Raw genomic sequence first — 19440 nt, 5'->3', positions numbered from 1 at the left:
CGCGTGAAACCTCTTTCTTTTGAGGCACCGACGATGCCGAAGGAAGAAATTTAACGCGAAGGCGCGAAGGGTGTTAAATCCGCCCTGTCAGGTAGGTCCACAACAGACTGAAGCGCAGGCGCAGCGGTCCGAAGCCCCGACGATGCCCCAGGGCAGCCACGGCCGGCAAGGCCAAGGGGGCCGTCGATGTCGACAAATGACGGACATCAACGCGCATATCGTCGAGTAAGTGGGCCAGTTCAGTTGCACCGAACTCTTCGGAGTTCAGACGGCCAACTCGCTGAAGCTGGAAAAATCCCAGCATCCGAGCACATTGCAGACCAGTGCTGCCGTCGCCAGATCCTTCCAGGACCTTTGCGGCCAGACGGTAGACGGCTTCTTCGCCACCCACCACATCCATCGCCTGCCGCAGGGTTAAAGCGCCCTTGTCCAGCAGAGGCATCTGAGCTTCCACCATGGCCAGGAAGGTCTCCACCGGCAAATCATACTGCGGGATCAACCGTTGAAACAGTTCCGTCAACGGATGATAGTGCGGTACGCGCCCCTGCCCGATCGCTTCGAAGGCTTCGTACCACCAGCGCAGGCGTATCTCACCCATCAAAGGTTCGGTCACCCGCTCCGGGATCTCGCGCAGGGTCTCGAGCAAGGCAAACAAGGCCAACACCCCGCCACGGCGTTCCGCGTCGGGGATGAAGGCGCAGGCCAGGCGGACGTCCTCCGATTTCGGTTCAAGCTCGGAAGACGTCATAAGCCTCTAGCCGAACAGGGTCTGGTACATGGTCATGGTGACCAGCATCGGCAGCGATAGCAAGGTGTTGATGCGGGAGAACATCATGGCCTTCTTGGCGGCCGCCGCCTTCTGTTCGGCCGTGCCGTCCTTGATGCCCAAAGCGATCTTCTGGGCCGGCCAGATAAAGCCCCAGACATTGAACATCATGACCAGGCCCATCCACATGCCGGCGCCGATAAAGACAAAGCCCGTGTCCGCGGCGCTGTAACCGCCGGCGAAGCCCAGGCTCAAAGCCTCGACCACGTAGCCACGGTGCCAGGCAAGCGCCAGGCCGATGACGACGGTCAGCAACGCCGCCCAGCGGAACCAGAACAAGGCTTCCGGGGCGATGTATTTGGTGATGCCAGGCTTCAATTCCGCGGGCACGTTCGGCATGACGCGGATCTGGACGAAATTGAAGTAGTACAGCAAACCGATCCACAGCACACCGCAGACCACATGCGCCCAGCGCAATACGGCGATGGCCAGGTTGACCCGGTCGGCATCATACCCGAAGGCGACGATAAACAGCACCGCCAGCAACAGGCTGACGACAATCACATTGCGAAAATTGGAAAGAAAACCAGCCATAGCGCACCCCTGTCCGAGTTTTAGACGACTCGCACCTTATGCCAAACGGACGCCGGACGCAAAACCGCGCCCGGCGCACCGTAATTACGGCAGATCGGTCTGGGGCTTCTTGTTGCCCTTGAAGCCGCCCAGGTCGACAACTTCGGCGTCGCCCTGGTTGCGGTTGACGCCCCACAGCAGGATGACCGGCGCGGCGACATAGACCGACGAATAGGTGCCGATAAAGATGCCGAAGATCATGGCGACCGAGAAGCTGAACAAGGTTTCACCACCCAAAACCGCCAGGCCGGTCAGCGCCATGATGGCGGTCACACCGGTGATGATGGTCCGTGACAGGGTTTCGTTGATCGACAGGTCGATCAGGTCGCGCAACGCCATCTTCTTGTACTTGCGCAGGTTTTCGCGCAGGCGGTCGAAGACGACGACGGTATCGTTCATCGAATAGCCGATAATGGTCAGGATGGCCGCCACGGCGCGCAGGTCGAATTCCAGCTTGAACAGGGCGAACAGACCAAAGGTCAGGATCACGTCGTGGAACAGCGCCACCACGGCACCCAGGCCGAACTGCCATTCGAAACGGAACCAGATATAGACCATCATCAGCGCGATCGCGAGGAACAGCGCCGTAATGCCGCCGGTCAGCAATTCACCGGAGACCTTGGCGCCGACGACTTCGGTGTTCGAGAAGGTCGCCGAAGGAAATTCCTTTTTCAAGGCCAGCTTGACCTGCTCGACCTTGGCGATCGGATCGCCACCGGGGGTTTCGAACTTCATCTGGGCGGCCGTGCCGCCGCCGACACCCTGGACCTGGACGCCCTTCAGGCCCTGGTGGCTCATGGTTTCACGCAGTTTGGCGAGGTCGAGTGGCTGCGTGCCGGTCGAGATATCGAGCGCCGAACCGCCCTTGAAGTCAACGCCGCAGGCCAGGCCGCCGCAAGGCGGCGTGGCCGGATAGATGGCCAGGAACAGCGAGGCCGCAACCGCCACAACCGACAGGAAACCGGCCAGACGTGCGAACTTGACGAAGGTGAAGTTGGTCTTCTGCGGCAGGACCTTGATCAGCGGCCAGGCGCGCGGCTTGACATTGTCGGCGATCGGCAGGGTCTTGGGGCGCGCGGCGCGGAACCATACGGCCAGCAGGACCTGGCTGATCAGGACGGCCGAAAAGACCGAGGTCACGATACCCAAAACCAGGGTCACCGCGAAGCCCTTGACCGGGCCGGCCCCCAGCGACCACATGATGATGGCCGCCGCCAGGCTGGTCACGTTGGCGTCGATAATGGTTTCCATGGCGCGCGAGAAGCCGGCGTCCAGCGCGTCGATGACCTTTCGCCCGGCGCGCATTTCATCGCGCATGCGCTCATAGATCAGCACGTTGGCGTCGACGGCCATGGCCAGGGTCAAGATCAGACCGGCGATACCCGGCAAGGTCAGGGTGAACTGGAAGACCGACATGCCGCCGATCAGCAGCACCAGGTTGACCAGCAGCGCCACCACGGCGATGCCCCCGAACAGGAAGCCGTAAGCCAGCAGCATGAAGATGACGACGCAGATCACGGCGATAACCGTGGCGACGGCGCCCTTCTGCACGGCATCGGCGCCCAGTTCGGCGGTCACTGTGCGTTGCTGTTCGAACTTCAGAGGCGCCGGCAGGGCGCCGCCCTTAAGCAGCTTGACCTTCAGCGAGGCTTCTTCCTGCGACAGCCCGCCGCCGGAAATCTGGCCCTTGCCGCCGGTAATGGCGCCACGGATGACCGGCGCGGTCAGGATTTCATTATCGAGGACGATGGCGAAGCGGTGACCGATGTTCTGGCGGGTAATATCGCCGAAAATGCGTGATCCCTCACCATCAAAGGCAAAGCCGATGGCCGGCTGGTTGTATTCGTCGCGCTCGACCGTAGCATTGACCAGATTTTTGCCCGAAACCAGGCTCAGCTTGCGGATAGCGAGGGGTTGGCCGCCGGCGCTGGCGTCGGGAAGGACCTTGGTGCCCGGCGGAAGCTGGCCGGCCGCGGCCTGCTCCGGCGTGACGCTTTCATCGACCATGTGGAAGGTCAATTGCGCCGTCGTACCGATAACTTCCTTCAGCTGTTCCGGATCGCTTTCGCCGGGGGCTTCCACGACGATGCGGTTGGTGCCCTGACGGGCGATCGACGGTTCCTTGGTTCCCAGTTCATCGATACGGCGCCGGACGATTTCGATCGACGTATCGACCGCCGCCACGGACGTGGCGCGAATACCGGCGTCGGTCAGCGCCAGCACAATCGTCTGGTCGGGGCCGCGGGAGACGGTAATGTCCCGGGCGCTCGCATTGTTCGGTACCGGCGCGGGAAGACGGTTGAGCGCCGCAAAGGCGGCATCGACCTGGTTCGCATTGGTAATGCGGACGCGGACACTGGTGCCGTCGGAAACCGGATTGGTGCTGATGATCTTTTCCTGGACCAGGTCCGTGCGGACCTGTTCGGCCAGGTTGTTCAGCCGTTCTTTTTGCAGCGCGACAGTATCGACCTCGACCAGGAGGTAGGACCCGCCCTGTAGGTCAAGACCCAGATTGAGTCCCTTGGCCGGAATAAATCCCGGCAGGCTGTCCTTGACGCTTTGCGGCAGGAAGTTGGGCACGGAGAACAGGATGCCCAGAAGGGTGGCGATCAGGACCAGCCCCACCTTCCAGCGTGATAACGTCATCATGGTTTTGCGCTCGAATACTTATAAAGTCAGCGGATGGGAGTGGCTCAGGCGGCCTTGGTATCGTTGGCGGGGGCCGGCTCGCCCTTGGCGCGGACCTCGGTAATCATGGCCTTGACCACGCGGACATTGACACCGCTGGCGACTTCCATCGAGATTTCGGCCTCCTCGACGCGGGTAACCTTGCCGATCAGGCCGGACGACAGGACGACCGTGTCGTTGCGCTTGATCGCCGAAATCATCGCCTTGTGCTGTTTGGCACGCTGCTGTTGCGGACGGATCATGAAGAAGTACATGATGGCGATGAAGCCGATCAGCATCGGCGCCATCTGAAGCAGACCATCGAACCCCGAGGGGGCGGCAGCGCCGGCGGCTTGGGCGAAAGCGGGGGTGGCGAACACGGTCGTCTCCTGGATATCGTTGCGGCCGCACCGAGGTAGCTAGAACAGGGCGGCTCAAAAAAGGTTCGCCATACATAGGCAGAACCATAAAAAGGTCAATGGCATAATTGCCACAGCCGGCCGCGCGGGAAACGCGGCCTATTGACCTTTTACGAACCGGGCAAAACCAGTTTCGGGTCGATCGGGCGAGCAATGTCGGTCGACGGCGTGTAGCGCACTTCGAAATGCAGTTGCGGCTGGTCTATGGTACCGCTCTGGCCGACCGTGCCGATCACCTGGCCCTTGGTGACCCTTTGGTTGTTGGACACATTCATGCCGGACAGGTGCGAATAGCCGGTGTACCAGCCATTGGGGTGTTTGATATAGATGGTGTTGCCCAGTTCGCGGACCTGGTCGCCCTGATAGACCACCACGCCATCGGCGGCGGCCAGGACGTTGGTGCCGCCGGCCGAAGAGATATTGATGCCGTCATTGCGGACGTTGGGCGCCAACTGGCCGAAAGGCACCAGGATCTTGCCCTTGACGGGCCAGGCGAACATCCCCTTCCCCATCTGGGTCAGTTGCGCATTGGTCGGAAATCCGGCGACCGGCGGCGGCGGGGTAGCGGACAGCGGCTTGGTCGCCGGCTTCGTTTCCGGCTTGGCCGCCGGCGGCGTCACGACAGGTGTCTTGACAGGCGCCACTGCCACCGTCGGCGTCGCCACAGGCGGCGCCTTGACGGCCGGCTTGACGTCGGCGGCCGCCGTGGTCGTGGCGGCCGGCGGGTTTACAGTCGGCTTGGCAACCACGGCCGGCGCCGGTGCCGTGGTCGTGGTGGTCGTCTTGGGCTTCGGCAAGGGCGGAGGCGGCAGGCTGGTGGAGGGCTTGACCTCTGCCTTGGCTTCAACGGGCTTCGCCGCCGGTGCCGTTACCGTCGCCTTGGGTGCGGCGGCCGGCGCCGAGCCCAGTCGAACCAGGGTCGCGCCATTGGCACGGGCTTCAGGCCCCTTGTCGGCCGCGCCTTCCGGCAGCAAAACCTTTTGGCCGATCCGCAGCGTCGCGCCCGGATCGAAACCGTTGATGTCATAGAGCGTCTTCACCGGCACGCCGAAACGGCGCGATATGCCGTACAGGGTGTCCTGAGCCACCAGGGTATAGCTGTAGGCGGCGCGGCTGTCCTTGACAGGTGCGGCGGCGGCGGTCGTGGTCACCGGCTTGGTCATGTCTTCATCGGGGCGCGGCGGCGGCGGCGGGACGACGACCGGCGGCAGTTCCGTTGTGGTCATGGCGGTCGACGGCCCCGGCAGGGTTTCCGGAACGACATCCGGCGCGGGCGCTTCGGCCACCGGCGCGGCCGGGGCGGGCTTGTCCTGCATGTAGACAGGATATTTCGGCTCCGGCATGTCGGTGGTCGCACAGGCCTGCAGCCCCAGCATGACCAATCCGGTCACTGCGGCGGCCAGGGCGGTATGCGTCCTTTTCGCGTGCGCTGTCATGAGGGGGCTCCGTGAATGCGAAATCGTTAATGGGCAAGGGTTGGTGCGAGTTTACTCTATGCTAAGCTATGGATAACGAATCCCTAATGATGCGGAAAAATCGGGCAAAAGACGGAACAGTGCAAAAAAATTTGCCGTGAGCACATCCAATCCCGCAAGCGGCGGACATTCAGTCATGAGAAAGGCTGGCAGTCATGAAAACGGCCCGGGACGGCCGGGCTCGCCCGCCAAAATTATTCAGGAGATGACAATGACCGAACTGTTCACGCAATACTGGTGGCTGATCTTCCCGATCTTCTTCATGGTGATGGGCGCCCTGCGGCTGGCCCTGCGCAACAGCTACGAACAAAAGAAGCTGGACCTTATGAAGGCCTATCTCGACCGCGGCCAGCCCGTGCCCGAAGCCCTGCGCCGCGACAACCGCTTCTGAAGGAGGCCGATATGAATTTCGAGCAACTGTTCCGCGACTATTGGTGGCTGATCTTTCCCGTCGGCGGTATGCTGATGGGCGTGTTCGGCATGATCAGTCATCATTATCACCGCACCGAAACCCTGCGTATCCTGAAGTCCTACGCCGACCAGGGTAAGGAGCCGCCGGCCTTCCTGCTAGACGCTCTTAAGAGCGATGAGGACCGCGCCCTGGACCTAGATTATGATCGTGGCTACCGTAAACACCGCCGTCGCCACAACAGTTGGGGCGGGGTGGTTGTATTCGCAGCTTTGGCTGTCGGCCTTGGCTATATGGGGCAACAAGCCGGATCCAGTCCGGTTTTCACCGCATTGGGTATGGCGTTTGGCGTCGCTGCGGTCGCCCTGTTCGTGCTGAAACTGATCAGCGCCGTTTTCGGACCGCGCCGGCGCTACGATGAGGACAAGCGCCGCGACCGGGTCGACGATTGATCCCATACGATATCCGGGCGCCATACCATGGATTTACCGAGCCATGCCGCCCTGATACGGCGCGCCCGCTCCGGCTCCGACGAAGCCTTCTCCCGGCTTGTGTCGGATTGCCAGCAAGCGGTGCGCGCCTTCGTGCGTCGCCTGGCCGTTTCCGCCGATGATGCCGACGACCTGGCCCAGGAGGCGTTTGTTACCGCCTGGTCGAAGATCGACCGGCTGCACGACGGTATTTCGTTCCGCACCTTTGTCTGCGGCATCGCCTACCGCAAGGCGCTGAACGATCGCCGCCGCTTCAACCGCCAGGCCACCCGCGACACGCAATGGCACGACCTGACGCCGCAGCAGGCATCTTCAACCGTTGAGAGCCGGTTGAGCGTCCAGGCCGCGTTAAGCCAATTGCCGCTGGACCAACGCGCTGCGGTCAGCCTCTGCGTCGCCGGCGATTACAGTCACGCAGAAGCTGCCGACATTCTGGGGCTTCCCCTGGGCACCGTAAAGTCGCATATTCAGAAGGGGCGCGAGAAGCTTAGCGCCCTGCTTGGAGTACCGTCATGAGTGAAGACGCCCTGAAAGCCCTGCTGCAGGCCGACGCCCCGGCCTTTCCGCCGGTGCGCGATATCGGCTTCGTCATCGCGGTGATGGAAAAGGTGGAACGCCGGCGGCTGTTCGAAAACCTGGCGTGGTGGGTGTGCGCGGGCTGTGCCGTCATCGTGGTCATGGCGCTGGTCATGCCCTTCCTGACTCCGGCCCTGATTTCGCTGGGCGATGCTTTAGTTCCGGCCGTCGTCATCCTCAGTGTCATCGGCATGGTTGCCGTCGGCGTCTGGTACCTACGCCCGGCCCTGCGCGATTTCGGTATTCGAATCTAAGCTTCTTTCGCGACGCCGGAAATCAGCGGCACGAAGCGGACATCGGTCATGTCTTCGCGCGTGAAGCCATCGGCCGTGCGGGTGTAGCGCACCAGGATCTGGGTTGATCCCTTACCCAAGGGGCCGACCAGAATGCCCTTGGGTTTCAACTGGTTCAGCAAAACATCCGGCACTTCGGGCAGGGCGGCTGTGACGATAATGCGGTCGAACGGCGCCTGTTCCGGCCAGCCGTCCCAGCCATCGCCGAAGCGGTAGATAATGTTCTCCAGCAAAAGCCGGCGATGACGGATCTCGGCCTCGACCATCAGCGAGCGATAGCGCTCAATCGTGTAAACATAACGCGCCAGGCGCGCCAGGATTGCCGTCTGATAGCCGCTGCCGGTGCCGATTTCCAGCACGCGGTGGCGCCCCTCGATCTTCAGCGCCTGGGTCATCAGGGCGACGATGTAGGGCTGGGAGATGGTCTGGCCGCAGTTGATCGGAATGGCCGAGTCTTCCCACGACCGGTCGAGGAACAGCTCGGGCACGAACAGGTCGCGCGGGGTGATCTCCATGGCGTGCAGGACCTTGCGGTCGTCGATGCCCTGGCGCTTCAAGCCATTCATCAACCGTTGCAGGCGAGTTTCCTCGGGGACTTCGTTCATTCCGCCGCCCCTGCCTGTTCGTCATTGGCCGCGTGGATCTGCTTTGGCACGGTGCCGCCCAGGGTCTTTTTCAGGCGATGCATAGTGTCGTAGTGCGTCAGGTCGAGATGCAGCGGCGTGACTGAGATACGTTTCTGCGCGACGGCATTCAGGTCGGTGCCGTCAACCATCGTCTGATCGAAGGCATGGAAGTCCATCCAGTAATAGTCGCGGCCACGCGGATCGCAGCGCTTGACGGCGTGCATTTCGTGGGCGTCGCGGAAGCCCTGGCGTGTCACCTCGACACCCGTGACCTCATCGGCCGGGCAGTCCGGGAAGTTTATATTGATGATGACATCGGCCGGCCAGCCCTTTTCCAGAACGGCGCTCAGCACAGGAGCGCCGTGGACCTCGGCGGCGTTCCACTGGGTCATGAGGTCGATATCGAAGTCCAGGCACTGCGACAGGGCGATCGAGGGGATGCCCAGGGTCATGCCCTGGAGCGCACCGGCGACCGTGCCCGAGAGCGTCACGTCCTGGGCCAGGTTGAATCCACGATTGATGCCGGACAGGACCAGGTCGGGCGGCTGCGGCATCAGGTCGTTGATGGCGATCTGGACGCAGTCGGTCGGCGTGCCGGAAATGGCGAAGCGCTTGTCGGCCAGGCGTTTGACGCGGAGCGGATCGTGCAGGGTGATCCCCCTGCCCTTGCCGGACTGTTCGGTGACGGGGGCGCAAATCCAGACATCGTCGCTGAGCTGGCGGGCGATGTTGTACAGGATTTCGAGACCGTAGGCCTCGACGCCGTCGTCATTGGTCAGGAGGATACGCATACGATGTGTTTATGGCGATTTCCGCCGCCGACGCAACTATGCGCGAGAACAAAAAGTGGCCAGACGGGACAAAAAAATGGGAACCGATTGCGGTGCCGTCTGACGGTAGGCAAGGGGAACACGGAAAACACTGAAGCGCCGCTTTCAGCGGCGGACACGGAAAACACTGAAGCTCGATGTTGAACCGCGCGAAGCGCCCCAAATAGCAAGATAGAGAGGCGCCTAGCGCGTACTACCCGACTGACGGATTTTCCGTGTCCTTCCGTGCCCGGCGCGTAGCGCCGTTTCAGTGTTTTCCGTGTTCCTCTTGCTTACAAGCCGAAGGTAACGGCAGAGGGCGTTACCCGATCTGGGTCAGGCCGCCCATATAGGGCAGAAGTGCCGCGGGCACGGCAATCTTGCCGTTCTCATCCTGGTAGTTCTCCATGACCGCCACCAGGGTCCGGCCGACGGCCAAGCCCGATCCGTTCAGGGTATGGACAAAGCGCGTCCCCTTCTCGCCGGCCTTGCGCGTACGGGCATCCATACGACGGGCCTGGAAGTCGCCGCAGTTCGAGCACGACGAGATTTCGCGATAGGTGTTCTGCGACGGCAGCCAGACCTCCAGGTCATAGGTCTTGCGCGCACCGAAGCCCATGTCACCGGTACACAGCAGCATGGTGCGATACGGCAGTTCCAGCTTCTTCAGGATGCTTTCGGCGCAGGCCGTCATGCGCTCATGCTCTTGCGCCGACTGTTCCGGCGTGGTGATAGAGACCAGTTCGACCTTCTGAAACTGGTGCTGGCGGATCATGCCGCGGGTGTCGCGGCCGGCCGAACCGGCTTCGGCACGGAAGCAATTGGTCAGAGCCGTCAGGCGCAGCGGCAGTTCTTCCTCCGCGGTGATCGTTTCGCGAACCAGATTGGTCAGCGAAACTTCGGCGGTCGGGATGAGGTAGAAATAATCAGAGAATTTGCCATCTTCCTTTAAGGATAGCAGTCGTTTGATCGTTTGCTCAATAGCATTTTTTTGCTTCACACGCTGATATTCTGCATACGCCACCTCAACATCCTCAGATGAGCTCATCTCTTCTTGAAGAGATTGGTAAGCGTAGGCTTCCTTTTTGCCCTCCTCTAAACCAAGAGCAAATGCGATCTCTTCGGCTTTCTCGATAAATAAGTCACTATTCAAATATTCAACACTAAAAAGATCGTCTTTAAACTTCGGCAGTTGTCCTGTGCCGAACATGGCGTGGTCCTTGACCAGGACCGGCGGATTGACCTCGGTGTAGCCGTGTTCGCCCGTCTGGACGTCCAGCATGAACTGCCCGATCGCCCGTTCCAGCCGCGCCAGTTGGCCTTTCAGGAAGACGAAACGCGATCCGCTGATCTTGGCGGCGGCTTCGAAATCCATCATCTTCAGGGCTTCGCCCAGGTCGGCGTGGTCCTTTGCAGTGAAGGTGAACCTGGTGGGGTCGCCCCAGCGCCGCTGTTCGACATTGCCGCCTTCGTCCTCCCCCTGAGGAACGTCTTCCAACGGCAGGTTAGGCAGCGAAGCCAGGGCCACGCGCAACTCCTCGCCCTTCACCCGTTCGATTTCCTGCGAGTCCGCAAGCGTCCCTTTCAGGCCTTCGACTTCCGCCATAAGCGCCTGAGCCTTGGCTTCGTCCTTCTGGGCCTTGGCCTGGCCGATCTGCTTGCTGGCCTCGTTGCGGCGCGCCTGGGCGTTCTGGAACGCCGTCTGGGCCGCGCGCAGCTCGGCATCCAAGGCGATCAGCGAATCGGCATCGGCTTGCGCTGACTCACGGCCACGCGAGCTCCAGCCTTGAACATAAGCCTGAGGATTGTCGCGTAATGCCTTGATATCGTGCATGGTTGCCTCGGAGGAAAGGACCCCTCACCCCAGCCCTCTCCCCTCAAGTGAGGAGAGGGAGTTGACAGTGCGTCTGTCAACCTTCTCCGATCACCGGGACAGGTCAGATAAGCGGTGTAAAAACTATCGGGCTAGATACGCAAAGCCGGTGATTTGGGCAAACCCAAAATGTGCCTCAGGCTTCGACCTCGGTATCCGCAGGCACGGGCTTGCCCTTGCGCTGCCACTCGATAATCTTCACGCACAGGATCGAGATTTCGTAGAGCAGCACGATCGGGATCGCCAGCATCAACTGCGAGATCGGATCCGGCGGCGTGACCACAGCGGCCACGACCACGATGGCCAGGATGGCGTAACGGCGGAAGGAAGCCAGCATCTTCGAGGTCAGAATCCCGGTCAGCCCCAGCAGCGAAATCACGATCGGAAGCTGGAAGCAGCAGCCGAAAGCCAGCATCAGGGTGGTGATCAGCGACAGGTAGTCCGACACCTTGTACATGGCGGTGATGGCCACGCCGGGCGCCACGACCTGCTGGCTTAGCGAGAACCACAAAACCGTCGGCAGGATAATGAAATAGACCAGGGCCATGCCCAGGACGAACATCAGCGGCGCGGCAATCAGGAACGGCAGGAAGGCATTGCGTTCACGGCGATACAGCCCCGGCGCAACAAAGCCATACAACTGCCAGGCCAGGACCGGGAAGCTGACGATGATACCGCCGAACATGGCCATCTTCATCTGGGTAAAGATGAATTCCAGCGGCGCCGTGAAAATCAGCGCCAGGTCCTTCGTCAAGGGCACCTGCTTAAGCCCCAGCAGGACGTACATCATCTCGAACGGGTTACCGCCGTGACCGTGCAATTTGCTCTGTTCGAGCATGGCGCTGGCCACCTTAAGCGGGTGCAGCAGGAACTCGTAGATCGGCTTGGCGACCAGGAAACAGCCGACGCAGGCAATCAGGAAGGCCGCCGCCATGATGACGATCCGCGTACGCAGTTCGATCAGGTGATCCATCAGCGGCGCGCGCGAGGCCTCGATATCGGCGTCATCGGCCTCATGCGCCGTGGCCTGCCCCTTGGTGACCAGGCTGCGCTTATGCTTGTCCTCGACGGCGATAGTTTGCGGCAGGGTATCAGTCACGAAACGGCTTTCCGGCGCGAACGTTTAACAGGGGTAACGGTGGGTTCCGCAACCGGTTCCGGCAGGGGCTCCGGCACAGCCTCGGCAACGACCTTTGGCTTGCGGCTACGCGGCTTTTTGACCGGTGGCACGGCAGGCTCGGCCTCCGCGACCTCGGTCTGGCCGGCATCCCACTTCGGCGGCAAGCCGTCCATCTGGGGATCTACCGGCTCCACGGGCTTGCCCGCGGCGACATCGGTCTTGGTCAGGCTGTCGCGGACATCGCTCTCGATGGCCTTCATCTCGGTCTGCAGAGAACTGGTCAGGTTGTTCTGACGCAGAGCTTCGACCTCCTTGCGCAGGTCGTCCAGCTCGCTCTGGCGGGCCATGTCGTCGAACGAGGATTTGAAGTCGTCGGCCATGTTACGCATCTTGCCGACAAACTTACCGATATTGCGCAGAAGCTTCGGCAAGTCTTTCGGCCCGACGACGACCAGGGCAACGATTGCAATGATAATCAGCTCACTGCCGCCGAGACCGGGCAACATGATGGCAGCTTTCTCTTAAACGTTAGGGATAGACGATTAAGCCTTGGGCTCTTCGCCGTCGGTCTTTTTCTTCTTGTCGTCCTCGTCGCCATCTTTCAGGCCGTCCTTGAACGCCTTGATACCCTTGGCAGCGTCACCCATCAGGTTGGAAATCTGACCGCGGCCGCCAAACAGCAGCAAAGCGACAGCGGCAACCAACAGCCAGTGCCAGATACTTAATCCACCCATCTACAACTCTCCTTGGCGCCTCTCGCCTCATACATGGGGCGGGCACAATGCAAATTTCAGCCCTTATAGGCTTTTTATGTCGGAATTAGGAAGCATTTTTGCGCCGATTATGCCTTGTCTTCGAAGAAATCTTGCGCAAATTCCACTTCTTCCAGCTCTTCCAGGGTCGCCGCATCCTCCAGAACCTGACCGGAGGATGGATCGGGCACCATGAAGTCCGCCGGCACATTCAGGTCCAGCAGGCCGGCGGCGCGCATTTCGGCCACGCCCGGCAGGTCGGCCAGGCTGGGCAGCGAAAACTGCTCCAGGAAGGTCTCCGTCGTGCCATAGGTCACCGGCCGCCCCGGTGTCCGCCGGCGGCCGCGCAGCCGGATCAGGTTCATTTCGTGCAGCACGTCCAAGGTCCCGCGCGACAGGCCGACGCCACGGATGGTTTCGATCTCGGCGCGGGTGACCGGCTGGTGGTAGGCGATGATGGCCAGGGTTTCCAGCGCCGCCTTGGACAGGCGCCGCGGCTCCTCGCGCTCCTCGACCATCAGGTAGCCCAGATCGGCGGCGGTACGGAACTGCCAGCGGTCATTGATGACCTCCAGCGCCACGCCGCGGCCGGCATAACGCGCCTTAAGCGAGGCCAGGGCCTGGCCGACCTCGGCGCCTTCCGGCAGCCGGTAAGCCAGTTCGGCGGCCGACAGCGGGCCAGCGGCGGCAAACAACAGCGCCTCAATGGCGCGTTCCAGGGTCTCGGGCGTCATTCCGGCTTGACCTCCGGGATCGGCATAAGCGGGGTGCGCTTGCGCATGTACAGGGTATCGAAGGTGGCCAGCTGCTGCAGTTGCAATTGCCCCTCCTTGGTCAGTTCCAGCGACGCCGACAGGGTCGAAGCCAGGTAAGAGATGCGCTTGGGCCCTTCCGGCGAGCGCGGCTGCGGCGCGACCTCGTCCAGCGACGTCCAGTTATTGAGCGACGGCAATTTCAAACGCAGATTGTCGCGCGCGTCTTCCAGCGAATAGGCCTCGATGCGCCGCGACGGATCGTAATGGCGCTCGGTCTCACGCCGGCGCTGGGTAACATAGGCGCTCATCAGGTCGAAAACATTGGCTTCAATCCGTGACGACGGAATGATCAGTCGCGCCTCTGGGTCACCTCGGGCGAAGACGTCGCGCTTCAACTGCGGCCGTTCGGTCAGGGCCTCGACAGCCTTGCGCATGGCTTCCAGCTTCTTCAGGCGAAACGCCAGGGCCGCGGCCAGGTCTTCCGGCGCTGGTTCGTTGCCTTGCTTGCGCTCGGTCTTGGGCAAAAGCAGGCGTGACTTGAGATAGGCCAGCCATGACGCCATGACCAGGTAATCGGCCGCCAGCGAGAAACGCAGCTTGCGCGCCTCCTGGATGAAGGCCAGGTACTGTTCGGCCAGGCGGGTGATCGAAATCTTGAGCAGATCGACCTTCTGCGACCGCGCCAGGGCCAGCAGCACATGCAGCGGGCCTTCGTAACTGTCGAGCTGCAGCACCAGGGCTTCGTCGGGGGCGATTTCCTCGGGCGCGTCGGGCGCCGAACCGTCAAAGTCCAGCCTCGACTGACGGACGTCGTGGTCGAGCCCCGAAGGTGCGGCCCGTTCCCGGCTCATGCTGCGGGGGCTCCAGCCAGCACTTCGGTCGGATCGACCTTGGCCTCATGCGGCGCGCCCCGCGCCAGGACAACATCGAAACGCGCCCGGGCATCGACGACATCCAAAGGCTCAGGCACGGTCACCAGGCGGCGTAGACAGGCTTCGGCCCGGCGCAGGGCGTCCCGGCGCAGCTTGGGCGTCTCGGCCATGACGGCCTTCATCTGATCCAGCTTGCCATTGCAGTGAAGCAGGACGTCGCATCCGGCCTTCAATGAGGCCTTGGCGCGGTGATGCAGGTCGCCGGTCAGGGCGTTCATCGACAGGTCGTCGCAGATCAGCAGGCCATCGAAGCCGATGACCTCGCGGATCATTTTTATGCACTTTTTCGAGGTCGTCGCCGTGTTGCGCTTGTCGATCGCCGTGTAGAGCACATGGGCGGTCATGGCGATCGGCATGTCGGCATTGACCTGGAAGGGATGGAAATCGACCTTCAGCAGTTCGTCCAGTTTCGTATCGACCCTGGGCAGGTCGGTGTGTGAATCGGCCCCTGCCCGGCCATGACCGGGAATATGCTTGATGACCGGCAGGACACGGCCGGCCAGCAACCCTTCGCAGGCGGCGCGGCCCATGACGGCGACGTCGTTGGCGGTCAAACCATAGGCGCGGTCGCCGATGATGTCGTGAGCACCGGGCTGCGGCACATCGAGCACCGGCACGCAGTCGACATTGATGCCCAATTCATGCAGGTCGTTGGCCATCAGCCGCGCGCCCAGGCGCACCATCTCGCGCTGTTCCGACGGGTCATTGCACACCTGTGCGAAACGCGCGGCGGGCGGATAATCGGGCCAGTGCGGCGGGCGCAGGCGGCGCACCCGGCCGCCTTCCTGGTCGATCAGGATCAGCGGATCATGACGGACGCAGGCCTTCAGCGCATTCACCAGGGCCTTGGTCTGCTCCGGCGTTTCGACATTGCGCCGGAACAGGATAAAGCCCAGCGGCGGATGGTCGTGAAAGAAGCGCTGCTCTTCCGCCGTCAGTTCCAGGCCGCTGACGCCCAGGATACAGGCCCGGACATCGGCCAGTTTGCCCTTCCTTGCCATCTTACCGGACGATGCATTGACGACTGGCCGCCTTCAGGGCGGCGCAGAAGGACTTGGCCTTTTCGGCCGACAGGCCGGTGAAGGTGGCGCGATACAGGGTGCCGCGTTCCGTCTCGACCTTCTGGATGCTTTTGCCGGCGCCGCCGACGAACAACCCGAAGCTGGACGCGACCTTGGCGTATTCGGCATTGGCCAGTTCCTGGCTGTTGAAGGCGCCGATCTGCACGGCGCTGGTACCGCTGGAAGCGATGGGCTGCGGCTTCGCTTCCGGCTTGGTTTCGGCGGCCGGCGCCGGCACCGGAGTCGTTTCCACCGGCTTCTGCGACGGCAGCGGCCCTTCGATGGGCGTGGCCACCGGCGGCGCGACATTGGTTTCGGCCGACGCTGCGGAATCGCGCAGAGTCGGGATTTCGGAGCCCGGCGCGAACTTGGCCTCGCCGGTGCCGGCGTTCATGTCTTCCTCGCTCAGCACCTTGGCGTCGGTGACCTTTTCGTCGCGGAATTCCCCCAGGGTGTCGCCGACCTCAAGCGGGAGACGGCCCTTGTTGCTGAGGCCGGAATTGTAGAACAGCACGGCCGCCAGCAGCACGACCACCAACACGATGCCGCTGATAATCAACGTCAGCGGCGCCTGGTCGCGCGACGCCGTGCGGCGCGACTCATAGCTGAGATTGTCTTCCGTCGGAGGCGAATAGGTACCGCGATCCTTGTCCAGCATGGGTTTGAAGTCCTTGGCCGAGGCCGGTAAATTACAAAAGCCCTGACACGGCCGAAACCGCAGATGACGAATCATGGCTGATTCTCAGTCAGAGGGCGAAGAGAATAGATATTGCAATACGATTTTGACACCCCTGTGGCCAAAAATGTTCAGTTTCGGAAATTGTTAAGCCTGTGCGCGACACGGCAGGATATCCCTGTTATGGTGTCACCTTTGTTGCATATTCTCTTTGATTTTTAAGCATTCTGGCCCAAGGGGGCAACTATCGTGAACGGCAAGATATTGCCCAAAATGTTACCATGGACCGCCCTGGTGCTGGCGGTCCTTTTAACCGGCAGCGTCACCGCGCCCCAGGCCCAGGACGCCGGTCCACCGCCCACCCTGCCCCCCGCGGCGATCGACTGGAAGACCCTGTCGCGCGTCTACAATCCCGGTATCGCCGCCAAAACCAGGGCCACGCGCTCCCTGCGCGCCCGAACCGACCAGGTCGACGCCACCACGCTGCCGATCCTCCTGCCGGATGCCTCGACCGGGGTCAGCCGCGATAGTCTGGCCTTCACCTCGCTGGGCGACGTCTACGACATCAACCTGCCCCAGCCCGTGAAGGGCCTGTCCGTCCTGCTCAGCGGCACGCGCGTCTTCGTCGCGGCCTCACCCGGCATGGTGAAGGGCGTGAAGTTCGATCAGGTCGACATGGGCGGCCAACAGGTCGAAGTCCTTTTCAGCCAGACCGAAGACGGCTGGACGGCGAGCTTTTCGCGCTTCGGCATGGCCTACACGATCGACGTCATCTGCGACGAAGAGCCGGCCACGGGCTATTGCCAAGACTCTTCCTATATCCGCAAGATCGCCGCAGGGATGACCGAGGTCGTGCTGGGTGCGCGGGCGGAACGTGAATGGATTGCCGCCACCGGCGGCAACACGACGACACCGCCGCGACCGACCGACACGGTCAAGGTTCCGGTCAACCGCGATGTCCTGAAACAGCGTCCTGTCGCCAGCAGCAATAACCCGGTGAAACCATGAGCAGAAACCGCGGTTCCGGCGGCGGCGCGGTTATCGCCGTCATTCTCCTGATCCTCCTGGCTGGGGTGCTGTATCAATGCAACGGCGCCAAGTACGGGCTGCCGGTCATCCCCATGGGCAGCGCTTCGTCGTCATCGGCCGCGTCGCCGGTTGCCGGCGAGCCCGCGGCATCCGAAACGGCCTCGGTCGCGGCATCGGCCGAAAGTTCGGCCCCGGGCGGCTTCACCTACCTGCCGGCGACGGACCTGGCGCCCTGGTCGTGGACCTCCTCCACGGTGCCCCTGCCCTGGGCAGCCGCCAGCAATACCGACCCGGGCTACAGAGCCAATGTCAATGTCGACAACTGGTCGCCTGCCATGTGCTTCCCGCTCGAAGGCAAGGCCTACGCCAACAGCCAGGTCTACCGTCCCGGCGGCGAAGGCTGGGCCACGCCCGAAGCCCTGGCGTCCAAGGCACAATATGATGCCTGGTACAACAAGGCCTACAGCAATCCGAAACAGTCGGGCTGGCTGACGGCCTACAACAATCTGCGCGGCACGTCGTGCGACCCGTCCAACTATCAGTATCCGTGGCGCGACAACTTCTGCGAAAAGCGGTCAGGCGACAACAGCCTGTGCCACAGCGCCAAGGGCCACCAGGGCCAGGACATTCGCCCGGAAACCTGCCAGAAGAGCCTGCACTGGGCGGTGGCGGCGGAAGACTCCGTCATCAAGGATGTCGGTTCCTACACCCTGACCCTGCGGGCGGTGAATCCGCCTTACCGCATTTACCGCTATCTGCACATGGATCCGGATTTCATTGCTCACTGGCAGCCGCTGGAAGGCACGACCACCGTGGTCAAGGCCGGCCGCCGGCTGGGCCGCGTCGGCGATTTCGGTCCGGGTGGAACCTCCTATACAACGGTCCACCTGCACTTCGAGATTCGCCTGTCGGTCGCCGAACAGGTCAACGGCACGCTGCGGCCGCTCAACACCTTCGTCCCGCCGTACAATGCCCTGGTGGCGTCCTACGAACGTAAACTGGCCGGCAACGGCTGTGAAAGCGCAGCCTGGTAGGTATTGCGCGCTTATGGCCGGGTTCTTATCTTTTCGGCTGACCCGCCGAGGAGATTTCCCATGTCCAGTTCCATGTCCGACGTCATCGACAATCCGGCCCGCGGCCGGTTCGAGCTGAGCGAAGACGGCGCCACCGCCGTTGCCGACTACCGTATCAACGGCAACACGCTGTACATCGAATATGTCGAGTCACCGCCGGCCTTGCGCGGCAAGGGCACGGCCGGGCGTCTGATGCGCGGTGTTATGGACGCGGCGCGCGAGCGAGACCTGAAGGTGATCCCGATCTGCGGTTATGCCGCGGCCTGGATCCGCCGGCATGACGAATATGCCGACATGGCCGGATAGCGCGGCTGCGGACTTCAGCAGTCAATAGCTGCATGCGCATCCGTTAGCTGATCGTGCACGCCCTCGAGCAGGCGGTCTGAAAACTCCACATCGTCGACCGCGCGCGACAGCACCATGGCGCCGATCAGGGTCGACATCACGGCCATCGCCTCGGCCTCATCGCCCCCCAGAAGGGCCTGCATCCCTTTCAGATAGTCCTTCAACCCGCTCGTGAAGATCGCCCGCACCGAATCCGGCTGGCGCGGCATATCACCTGCCAGACAGGGAAACAGGCAAGCCTGGTCGGGATTGTCGCGCTTTTCCTGCGACAGATAACGATTGAAAAGACCCAAAAGTTCCGTCCGAAAATCACCCGTCGCCACCGCCCGGCCGATGCGCTCGGACTGGCGTTGAAGCGTTGCCTCGCAAGCCTGGGCAACCAGGTCTTCCTTGGAGTCGAAATAGGTTCCGAAGCCGCCATGGGTCAAGCCGCACTCCCGCATCAGGTCGGCCACCTTCAAGCCATCGATGCCGCGCTTTCGCACCTGGGCCGAAGCTGTCTGCAAAAGGCGTTGGCGATTATTTTCGACAGTGGCGCGGGAGGTCTTCACGAAGGGCAATCCTAATGTTTTTGGCCTGATGGTTTGGCAGTTTGTTTGCGATATTTGGCGTTGACTATACATGATTGCCGACATAAATGCAATCATGACATTGATCATG

23 protein-coding genes are annotated in these 19440 nt (G+C 62.1%); 7 read left to right on the top strand and 16 right to left on the bottom strand.

Annotated elements, in window-relative coordinates:
* Window positions 1–73: 73 nt before the first annotated feature.
* From ABAC460_RS30310 to ABAC460_RS48125, 5 genes are all read right to left on the bottom strand, one after another.
* The gene (locus ABAC460_RS30310) at window positions 74–748 is read right to left on the bottom strand and encodes a squalene/phytoene synthase family protein (protein ID WP_023452373.1); all 675 of its coding nucleotides are present in this window, start codon (window positions 746–748) and stop codon (window positions 74–76) included.
* 6 nt (window positions 749–754) lie between these two features.
* The gene (locus ABAC460_RS30305; RefSeq protein WP_023452372.1) at window positions 755–1360 is read right to left on the bottom strand and encodes a membrane protein; all 606 of its coding nucleotides are present in this window, start codon (window positions 1358–1360) and stop codon (window positions 755–757) included.
* 84 nt (window positions 1361–1444) lie between these two features.
* On the bottom strand, window positions 1445–4048 hold the full coding sequence (secD, locus tag ABAC460_RS30300; RefSeq protein WP_023452371.1) for a protein translocase subunit SecD: 2604 nt from the start codon (window positions 4046–4048) through the stop codon (window positions 1445–1447).
* A gap of 44 nt (window positions 4049–4092) precedes the next feature.
* Window positions 4093–4446 carry a preprotein translocase subunit YajC gene (gene yajC, locus ABAC460_RS30295; RefSeq protein ID WP_023452370.1) on the bottom strand — a complete coding sequence of 118 codons (354 nt, stop codon included), beginning with the start codon at window positions 4444–4446 and terminating at the stop codon, window positions 4093–4095.
* A gap of 149 nt (window positions 4447–4595) precedes the next feature.
* On the bottom strand, window positions 4596–5921 hold the full coding sequence (locus tag ABAC460_RS48125; RefSeq protein ID WP_023452369.1) for a M23 family metallopeptidase: 1326 nt from the start codon (window positions 5919–5921) through the stop codon (window positions 4596–4598).
* A 250-nt stretch (window positions 5922–6171) separates the two neighbouring features.
* Between ABAC460_RS48125 and ABAC460_RS30285 the strand changes: the two genes are divergently transcribed.
* The 4 genes from ABAC460_RS30285 to ABAC460_RS30270 are packed head-to-tail and all read left to right on the top strand — an operon-like array spanning window position 6172 to window position 7690.
* Window positions 6172–6351 (top strand): hypothetical protein, encoded by a 180-nt coding sequence (locus ABAC460_RS30285; protein WP_023452368.1) that lies wholly within the window; start codon window positions 6172–6174, stop codon window positions 6349–6351.
* A gap of 11 nt (window positions 6352–6362) precedes the next feature.
* Window positions 6363–6821: a hypothetical protein gene (locus tag ABAC460_RS48120; protein WP_023452367.1), complete on the top strand. Its 459-nt coding sequence runs from the start codon at window positions 6363–6365 to the stop codon at window positions 6819–6821.
* A 27-nt stretch (window positions 6822–6848) separates the two neighbouring features.
* On the top strand, window positions 6849–7376 hold the full coding sequence (locus ABAC460_RS30275) for an RNA polymerase sigma factor (RefSeq protein WP_023452366.1): 528 nt from the start codon (window positions 6849–6851) through the stop codon (window positions 7374–7376).
* A complete protein-coding gene (locus tag ABAC460_RS30270; RefSeq protein ID WP_023452365.1) occupies window positions 7373–7690 on the top strand; it encodes a hypothetical protein in 318 nt (105 codons plus the stop codon). Before ABAC460_RS30275 ends, ABAC460_RS30270 begins: the two co-directional genes overlap by 4 nt.
* Here the strand turns inward: ABAC460_RS30270 and ABAC460_RS30265 are convergent.
* From ABAC460_RS30265 to ABAC460_RS30220, 10 genes are all read right to left on the bottom strand, one after another.
* Window positions 7687–8334, bottom strand: coding sequence for a protein-L-isoaspartate(D-aspartate) O-methyltransferase (locus ABAC460_RS30265; protein ID WP_023452364.1), 648 nt, complete (start codon window positions 8332–8334; stop codon window positions 7687–7689). The two genes, ABAC460_RS30270 and ABAC460_RS30265, sit on opposite strands and share 4 nt — an antisense overlap.
* The gene (gene surE / locus ABAC460_RS30260; RefSeq protein ID WP_023452363.1) at window positions 8331–9146 is read right to left on the bottom strand and encodes a 5'/3'-nucleotidase SurE; all 816 of its coding nucleotides are present in this window, start codon (window positions 9144–9146) and stop codon (window positions 8331–8333) included. Before surE ends, ABAC460_RS30265 begins: the two co-directional genes overlap by 4 nt.
* 340 nt (window positions 9147–9486) lie before the next feature.
* Window positions 9487–10998: a serine--tRNA ligase gene (gene serS, locus ABAC460_RS30255; protein ID WP_023452362.1), complete on the bottom strand. Its 1512-nt coding sequence runs from the start codon at window positions 10996–10998 to the stop codon at window positions 9487–9489.
* Window positions 10999–11173: 175 nt separating this feature from the next.
* Window positions 11174–12136 carry a twin-arginine translocase subunit TatC gene (tatC, locus tag ABAC460_RS30250; RefSeq protein WP_023452361.1) on the bottom strand — a complete coding sequence of 321 codons (963 nt, stop codon included), beginning with the start codon at window positions 12134–12136 and terminating at the stop codon, window positions 11174–11176.
* Window positions 12133–12663: a Sec-independent protein translocase protein TatB gene (gene tatB / locus ABAC460_RS48855; protein WP_023452360.1), complete on the bottom strand. Its 531-nt coding sequence runs from the start codon at window positions 12661–12663 to the stop codon at window positions 12133–12135. Before tatB ends, tatC begins: the two co-directional genes overlap by 4 nt.
* A 36-nt stretch (window positions 12664–12699) precedes the next feature.
* Entirely contained in the window at window positions 12700–12891 is a 192-nt protein-coding gene (locus ABAC460_RS30240; RefSeq protein WP_023452359.1) for a twin-arginine translocase TatA/TatE family subunit, read from the bottom strand.
* Between the two features lie 107 nt (window positions 12892–12998).
* Window positions 12999–13643 (bottom strand): SMC-Scp complex subunit ScpB, encoded by a 645-nt coding sequence (gene scpB / locus ABAC460_RS30235; protein ID WP_023452358.1) that lies wholly within the window; start codon window positions 13641–13643, stop codon window positions 12999–13001.
* On the bottom strand, window positions 13640–14515 hold the full coding sequence (locus ABAC460_RS30230) for a segregation and condensation protein A (protein WP_023452357.1): 876 nt from the start codon (window positions 14513–14515) through the stop codon (window positions 13640–13642). Before ABAC460_RS30230 ends, scpB begins: the two co-directional genes overlap by 4 nt.
* Window positions 14512–15597, bottom strand: coding sequence for a beta-N-acetylhexosaminidase (nagZ, locus tag ABAC460_RS30225; RefSeq protein WP_023452356.1), 1086 nt, complete (start codon window positions 15595–15597; stop codon window positions 14512–14514). Before nagZ ends, ABAC460_RS30230 begins: the two co-directional genes overlap by 4 nt.
* Window position 15598: 1 nt before the next feature.
* The gene (locus tag ABAC460_RS30220) at window positions 15599–16390 is read right to left on the bottom strand and encodes an SPOR domain-containing protein (RefSeq protein WP_031236457.1); all 792 of its coding nucleotides are present in this window, start codon (window positions 16388–16390) and stop codon (window positions 15599–15601) included.
* A 216-nt stretch (window positions 16391–16606) separates the two neighbouring features.
* Here ABAC460_RS30220 and ABAC460_RS48110 point away from each other — a divergent pair, with 216 nt between their 5' ends.
* The 3 genes from ABAC460_RS48110 to ABAC460_RS30215 are packed head-to-tail and all read left to right on the top strand — an operon-like array spanning window position 16607 to window position 18741.
* Window positions 16607–17341, top strand: coding sequence for a hypothetical protein (locus ABAC460_RS48110; protein ID WP_023452354.1), 735 nt, complete (start codon window positions 16607–16609; stop codon window positions 17339–17341).
* Window positions 17338–18396, top strand: a complete 1059-nt coding sequence (locus tag ABAC460_RS0124225; RefSeq protein ID WP_023452353.1) for a hypothetical protein — start codon at window positions 17338–17340, stop codon at window positions 18394–18396. Before ABAC460_RS48110 ends, ABAC460_RS0124225 begins: the two co-directional genes overlap by 4 nt.
* Window positions 18397–18456: 60 nt before the next feature.
* Window positions 18457–18741 carry a GNAT family N-acetyltransferase gene (locus ABAC460_RS30215; protein ID WP_023452352.1) on the top strand — a complete coding sequence of 95 codons (285 nt, stop codon included), beginning with the start codon at window positions 18457–18459 and terminating at the stop codon, window positions 18739–18741.
* A 14-nt stretch (window positions 18742–18755) separates the two neighbouring features.
* Here the strand turns inward: ABAC460_RS30215 and ABAC460_RS30210 are convergent, their stop codons facing one another.
* Window positions 18756–19439, bottom strand: coding sequence for a TetR/AcrR family transcriptional regulator (locus ABAC460_RS30210; RefSeq protein ID WP_162150297.1), 684 nt, complete (start codon window positions 19437–19439; stop codon window positions 18756–18758).
* Window position 19440: the final 1 nt, after the last annotated feature.

The organism is Asticcacaulis sp. AC460 (assembly GCF_000495795.1).
GTDB lineage: Bacteria > Pseudomonadota > Alphaproteobacteria > Caulobacterales > Caulobacteraceae > Asticcacaulis.
This window is presented reverse-complemented; position numbering and strand designations above follow the sequence as displayed.

Excerpts from the sequence above, each read along its gene's own strand:
- ABAC460_RS30310 (WP_023452373.1), bottom strand. The coding sequence starts at position 748 with ATGACGTCTTCCGAGCTTGAACCGAAATCGGAGGACGTCCGCCTGGCC.
- ABAC460_RS30305 (WP_023452372.1), bottom strand. The coding sequence starts at position 1,360 with ATGGCTGGTTTTCTTTCCAATTTTCGCAATGTGATTGTCGTCAGCCTG.
- secD (WP_023452371.1), bottom strand. The coding sequence starts at position 4,048 with ATGATGACGTTATCACGCTGGAAGGTGGGGCTGGTCCTGATCGCCACC.
- ABAC460_RS48125 (WP_023452369.1), bottom strand. The coding sequence starts at position 5,921 with ATGACAGCGCACGCGAAAAGGACGCATACCGCCCTGGCCGCCGCAGTG.
- ABAC460_RS30285 (WP_023452368.1), top strand. The coding sequence starts at position 6,172 with ATGACCGAACTGTTCACGCAATACTGGTGGCTGATCTTCCCGATCTTC.
- ABAC460_RS48120 (WP_023452367.1), top strand. The coding sequence starts at position 6,363 with ATGAATTTCGAGCAACTGTTCCGCGACTATTGGTGGCTGATCTTTCCC.
- ABAC460_RS30275 (WP_023452366.1), top strand. The coding sequence starts at position 6,849 with ATGGATTTACCGAGCCATGCCGCCCTGATACGGCGCGCCCGCTCCGGC.
- ABAC460_RS30270 (WP_023452365.1), top strand. The coding sequence starts at position 7,373 with ATGAGTGAAGACGCCCTGAAAGCCCTGCTGCAGGCCGACGCCCCGGCC.
- ABAC460_RS30265 (WP_023452364.1), bottom strand. The coding sequence starts at position 8,334 with ATGAACGAAGTCCCCGAGGAAACTCGCCTGCAACGGTTGATGAATGGC.
- surE (WP_023452363.1), bottom strand. The coding sequence starts at position 9,146 with ATGCGTATCCTCCTGACCAATGACGACGGCGTCGAGGCCTACGGTCTC.
- serS (WP_023452362.1), bottom strand. The coding sequence starts at position 10,998 with ATGCACGATATCAAGGCATTACGCGACAATCCTCAGGCTTATGTTCAA.
- tatB (WP_023452360.1), bottom strand. The coding sequence starts at position 12,663 with ATGTTGCCCGGTCTCGGCGGCAGTGAGCTGATTATCATTGCAATCGTT.
- ABAC460_RS30240 (WP_023452359.1), bottom strand. The coding sequence starts at position 12,891 with ATGGGTGGATTAAGTATCTGGCACTGGCTGTTGGTTGCCGCTGTCGCT.
- scpB (WP_023452358.1), bottom strand. The coding sequence starts at position 13,643 with ATGACGCCCGAGACCCTGGAACGCGCCATTGAGGCGCTGTTGTTTGCC.
- ABAC460_RS30230 (WP_023452357.1), bottom strand. The coding sequence starts at position 14,515 with ATGAGCCGGGAACGGGCCGCACCTTCGGGGCTCGACCACGACGTCCGT.
- nagZ (WP_023452356.1), bottom strand. The coding sequence starts at position 15,597 with ATGGCAAGGAAGGGCAAACTGGCCGATGTCCGGGCCTGTATCCTGGGC.
- ABAC460_RS30220 (WP_031236457.1), bottom strand. The coding sequence starts at position 16,390 with ATGATTCGTCATCTGCGGTTTCGGCCGTGTCAGGGCTTTTGTAATTTA.
- ABAC460_RS48110 (WP_023452354.1), top strand. The coding sequence starts at position 16,607 with ATGTTACCATGGACCGCCCTGGTGCTGGCGGTCCTTTTAACCGGCAGC.
- ABAC460_RS0124225 (WP_023452353.1), top strand. The coding sequence starts at position 17,338 with ATGAGCAGAAACCGCGGTTCCGGCGGCGGCGCGGTTATCGCCGTCATT.
- ABAC460_RS30215 (WP_023452352.1), top strand. The coding sequence starts at position 18,457 with ATGTCCAGTTCCATGTCCGACGTCATCGACAATCCGGCCCGCGGCCGG.
- ABAC460_RS30210 (WP_162150297.1), bottom strand. The coding sequence starts at position 19,439 with ATGATCAATGTCATGATTGCATTTATGTCGGCAATCATGTATAGTCAA.